The sequence below is a fragment of the Streptomyces sp. OfavH-34-F genome, from assembly GCF_022347745.1.
Taxonomy (GTDB): domain Bacteria; phylum Actinomycetota; class Actinomycetes; order Streptomycetales; family Streptomycetaceae; genus Streptomyces.
On record NZ_JAKRGC010000406.1, the window covers coordinates 1 to 4,735 of the forward strand.

The window sequence follows — 4,735 nt, forward strand, 5'->3', positions numbered from 1 at the left end:
TATCGGTAGGTTCGGATATTCGTCTGTGTGGAATAGCGCTTCAGGTGGTGTCAGTGGGCAAGGGCAGACTGACCACATGACCGCATCTCGCAACGTTTCTCGTCACCTCCATGCCGATCTTGCTTGGGTGCAGTCGATGGGTGGCCCCTTGATCGTTATCCCGGTCTCTGCGCTGGACCAGTGGGCCGGATGCACGGAAGACGGAGTCATCGTCGGCGGCACCGATGTTCCCGACGACTACGACCGTGCATGTGACGTGGAGGGCTGGGCTGGGATCGTCGAGGTCGGCACCGAGGGGTCCGGGCTGGTGTTGGCCGACGAGCCCGCCACGACCTGCTACCTCCCTGAGCAGAACATCTTCCTGCGATGGCTGGCCGCCGACTCTGACGCCGAGCTGCTTGAAGCTGCCAAGGCCGTCATCGAGGACCCCGCGACCGACTGGGAAGACTGTGGTGTCTGGGAGGTCGATGGGGCAGCGGTTCTCCTGGACTCCGCTGTAGCCGGAGCTGACCTGGCCGTGGAGTACCCGGATCAGGAAGGCTTGCCGGAACAGGCCCAAGTTTCCGTGCCGGCAGGACGCTGGAGCGTTCGCGCATTTCACAAGACGGGCGACTTTCCGTGGGTGGGGATCGTCCAGCTCATTCCTGCGTAATCGGTCTCAGCCGTCTGATCGGCGGGCCACCTCGGCCGCGTAGGCGGCTCTGACGGCTCCGGCGGCCCATCGGTCGGCAGCGGCGGGGCTGATTCCGAGGAGCCGTTCGAGGACGCCCGCGGGCATCGTGGTGCAGATGTCGAGCAGGGCCGCGCAACGACCGGACTCGGAGGGGAGCCCGATCTTTCGGAGTCGGGCGAGGAGCTGGCCGCTGGTCAGGTGCTTACCCGGCTGTTGGGTCGGGAAGAGCCAGGGTGTGTTGGACTCGTTCGCCGTCACGGTGTGCTGGTGATCGTCGGCGATGTCGACGAGTCGGAGGACCAGGGTGTCCAGAGGCGGCGGCATCCTCAATGGGATCTCGTGGAGTTGAAGGGCGACGCCCTTGTCGTCCTGGATGACATGTGCGGTGGTCAGACGGCAGGTTCGGGCGGGGGTCTGGCCATAGAGCAGGACCATCAGCCCGGCGACGCGGTCCTTGGTCTCGATCGAGTCGTCGTTCAGGAGCCGACGGGCGATCCTCCAGCGTGCGTCGGCGTCCAGCGGGAGGTGGGAGACGCGCCGGGGGCGGGCGGGGATGCTGATGTTGAAGGCGAACTTGCTGCGTACCGCCCAGGTGACGAACGGTTTGGCGGTGTAGGGGCCTTGGTGGTCTTCGGAGGTGAGCCAGAGGTCGATGTGTGCTTGCTGGCAGGTGGCCAGAGTTTCGCCCTGGTTCTTGATCCAGTCGAGCAAGGCGATGGCCTTGACGATCTGGGTCTGGATGATGTCGGCCGCTTGGGCGGATATCGGCTTGCCGCGGGATCGTCGCCTCAGGCGTGCGATGCGGTCCCAGCGGGCGAAGGCGGTGATCAGCTTGCGGTCCTCGGTGTCGTCGATCGTGTCGAGCTTCCGGTCGATCCACTGCTCCAGCCGGGCCATGTACTCGTCGCGGACGGGCAGGATGCCAGCGGAGACGAGGACGGCGCGGAAGTAGTCGAGGGCCATGTCCCTCTGCCCGGTCCTGCGGGCATCAAGGGCCTCGTGGGTGAGCTCGCAGGCTCCGGAGGCGAGGTCGGTGACCAGACGGGTGGCGGTCGCCGACTCCCGCAGATAGAGCAGTGTCCGTCGCGAGTTGAAGTTCAGTAGCGCGTCCACGATCTTGTCGAGTTCAGGCCGGATGGTGCCGTCCGGTGAGGTCAGCAGGTTCCTCAGGTGCCGTTCGCCGGCGCATCGGCGGCAGAGGCCGTAGTGGAAGAGCTTCTCGACGGTGCCGCACTGCTGACACGGCTTGCGGGCCTCTGGGGCGACCTCCCAGCAGTTCTCGCAGAACGGTCCCCGAGGTGTCCGGGCGACCACGCGCAAGGTGCGCCCGCAGTCGGTGCAGGGCTCCAGTGTCATCAGGCAGGCCCGGCAGCGCGGGGTGCCGGCGGCGGCATGGAAACAGGGGCGGACCTTGCCGCAGCCGCCGCACTGCATCGTGGGCGGCTTGCGGCATGCCTTGCAGAGCGGCCCGTCCTCGGTGCGGGCGGAAACGGCCCGGTGACGGCCGCAGCCGACGCATTCCTCCTGGCAGGTGGCGTCCTTGTCGCGGCAGTCGCTGCAGATGGGCGAGCCGTCGGGTGTGCGTCCGGCGACAGGTCGGGAGCGACCGCAGTGCGTGCAGGGCTTGGCTGTTGAGCGGTTGTAGCAGGTGCCGCAGACCCGGAGCCGCTTGATGGAGTGGCTGAGCCGGACGGTGCGATCGCAGTGCGGGCACTTCGGTGCTGGGACACCGGCGGCGCCGGCCTGGTGCAGTCGCTCGGCCAGAAGCAGGGTCCGGGGCCCGTGGTGGTGGGCCTGCCCGGCCAGCAGGCCCGGCTGGTTCTGAACGTCCCAGAGCAGGCGCCGGGTGATGGAGGTGTTGCCCTTGGTGACCTCGGCGATCACCTCTTGGAGCACGGACTCGCCGAGCCCGAGAGCGAGGCCGTTGAGATAGTTCAGGAGGTCGGCGGCTGGATCCCCGGTGCACTCCGCCCGGTAGCAGGACCGGCATACTTCACGACCGGAGCAGTCCAGCCCGTATCGCGGGGTCTTGCTGTTGCCGCAGCCGGCACACGCCCATGGCGTGTCCGGGCGTCTCCCGCCGCATGGGGCACAGGTCCGCAGGCCAAAGCCGTTGGTGTTCGTGAGTGGCCCCAGCCTGCCGCAGCGCGAGCAGGGCGGCCGGACGACGTTGACGGCGCCGGCCTGCGTGAGAAGACGGATCAGGCGTTCAACCGAAGCCGGGCCTTCGGCCCGGCCCGAGGTCAGCAGCCCAGGATCGCGCTCCAGCGTCCGGGCCAGGAGGACAGCACGCGGCTTGGCGTGCACGGCCTGAGATATCGCCTGCTGGACCGTCTGCGGCGGCAAGTCAGGTTCGACGGCGGCAATGAGGTCGATGATCACCGCGTTCGGGTCCGTCTCGGTCCTCGGGATGGTGGTCACGACGGCCCGACGATCCGGGCCCGCTTGGGCCGGAAGTTGCCGACACCGGTGGTCTCGGTGCCGTCCGCGGCCTTGTTCGCCCGGGGCCTGCCCGCGGCGACCGGCTCGATCAGGTCGTCCATTGAACAGCCGAGGATGTCGAGCAGGGCCATCAGCACCTTGAGGTTGAGCCGTTCCGGCGTCTCGACCACCAGGCGGTAGACCTGGCTGGCCGACAGGTCGATACCCCGCTCGGCCAGCAGAGGCCGCAGGTCGGTGGTGGAGAACATGCCCCTGGTCGCCATGACCTCGCGCAGATGCCACTTGTAGTCGAGCTTGACCGTCATCGTCATCCGTTCCGTTCCCGGCCCGTGAGGCCGGAGTCGTTACCGAAGGCCAGGTCGATGGCCTTGACCATCATCGTGTTCGCGAAGTCGTCGCTGACCGCGGTGTAGAGGGCGGTCGTGGACGCATAGAGGTGGCCGACCTGTTCTTGGATGAACCTGGGGTCGACGCCGTCCTCGATGTTGTGCGTCACGTAGGAGTGCCGAAGGCAGTGCGGCACGAGTTCTTTGGGGAGATCCAGCTCGTCGCGGTAGAGGGCGAACCGGGCCTCGATCTCTCGGACCCGGAGCCGGCCGCCGCGTTCGGTCAGCCAGAGGGCCGGGTGGCCGGGGAAGCCGTAGCGGGGCCGGAGGTTGACGACGTAGTCCTCCAGGGCCTCGACCGCCCACGGCTTGATGCTGGCGACGTTCCGGCGCCGAGGTCCCGAGCCCTTGGTGCCCTTGGCCTTGCGGACGTGCACCATGCCGTACCGGCCGAACTGCGGAGCCTTCACGTTGCGGTAGAGGTCGACGACGTCCAGGCCGGACGCCTCCGAGGCTCTCAGCCCCCACCCGTAAATCGTCTTGAACAGCGTGGAGTCGCGGTAGGCGGTCAAGGCCCCCTTGCGGCCCCGCTTGACGGCCTTCTCGACCCGCTCGTCGATGTGGTCGAAGAACAGCTGGCACTCTTCCCGCGTCATCGGCCGGCGGTTTTCATCGCCCTCGTAGTCCACGAGGTGCTCGCGCCGGTTGCCGTCGTGCAGGATCGGCGTCGGGTGCGTACCGAACCTCTCCAGACAGACCTCCACCCACCCATAGACCGGGTTGAGCAAGTAGTCCATGAACACGCCCACGGCCCCCTGGTAGGTGCGCAGCGTTGTCTTGGCCCGGTCGTGGCGCATCACCAGGTCGGCCATCCACTCGTCGATGTCCGCGGCCGCCCACTTCCACGGGTACTCGTTGGTGAAGTCCCTGAACTGCTCGACGATCTTGCGACGGTCGCTCACCGTCTTCTTCGCAAGGCCACGGCCGCCGATCTGCTGGCGTGCCCATCCCGCCAGCATCGCCTCCCACACTGCGTCCTCGGGGTGCAGCAGATGCACCCCCGAGACCAGCTCCAACCGAGCAGAGCCAGCGACTTCACGAGTACCTTCGGACACTCCCCACCCCCTCTCACTAGAGGGCAGAATCATGCATCTAATGACTGATCGCTACCAAACCGCCAGGTCAGAGCTTCGATCACGTCAACGTGCCGGACAGAGCGAGGACGCTAGACTTCCCGCATCACAGCGGCATGGGCCCTGTAGGGATCACGCATCTGATGCAATTCCCCGGGGTT

The 4,735-nt window shown here is 67.1% G+C and carries 4 protein-coding genes; 1 reads left to right on the forward strand and 3 read right to left on the reverse strand.

The window, feature by feature from the left end:
- The first annotated feature begins 76 nt into the window (after positions 1-76).
- Positions 77-652 carry an Imm21 family immunity protein gene (locus MHW47_RS32055; protein WP_239227370.1) on the forward strand — a complete coding sequence of 192 codons (576 nt, stop codon included), beginning with the start codon at positions 77-79 and terminating at the stop codon, positions 650-652.
- Between the two features lie 6 nt (positions 653-658).
- Here MHW47_RS32055 and MHW47_RS32060 read toward each other — a convergent pair whose 3' ends face one another.
- From MHW47_RS32060 to MHW47_RS32070, 3 genes are read right to left on the reverse strand one after another with little or no spacing between them, the layout of a single operon-like run.
- Positions 659-3,094, reverse strand: a complete 2,436-nt coding sequence (locus tag MHW47_RS32060; protein ID WP_239227371.1) for a hypothetical protein — start codon at positions 3,092-3,094, stop codon at positions 659-661.
- Positions 3,091-3,420 carry a helix-turn-helix transcriptional regulator gene (locus tag MHW47_RS32065; protein ID WP_239227373.1) on the reverse strand — a complete coding sequence of 110 codons (330 nt, stop codon included), beginning with the start codon at positions 3,418-3,420 and terminating at the stop codon, positions 3,091-3,093. The genes MHW47_RS32060 and MHW47_RS32065 overlap by 4 nt, the downstream gene beginning before the upstream one ends.
- A 2-nt stretch (positions 3,421-3,422) precedes the next feature.
- The gene (locus MHW47_RS32070) at positions 3,423-4,517 is read right to left on the reverse strand and encodes a tyrosine-type recombinase/integrase (protein ID WP_308381737.1); all 1,095 of its coding nucleotides are present in this window, start codon (positions 4,515-4,517) and stop codon (positions 3,423-3,425) included.
- Between the last annotated feature and the right edge of the window lie 218 nt (positions 4,518-4,735).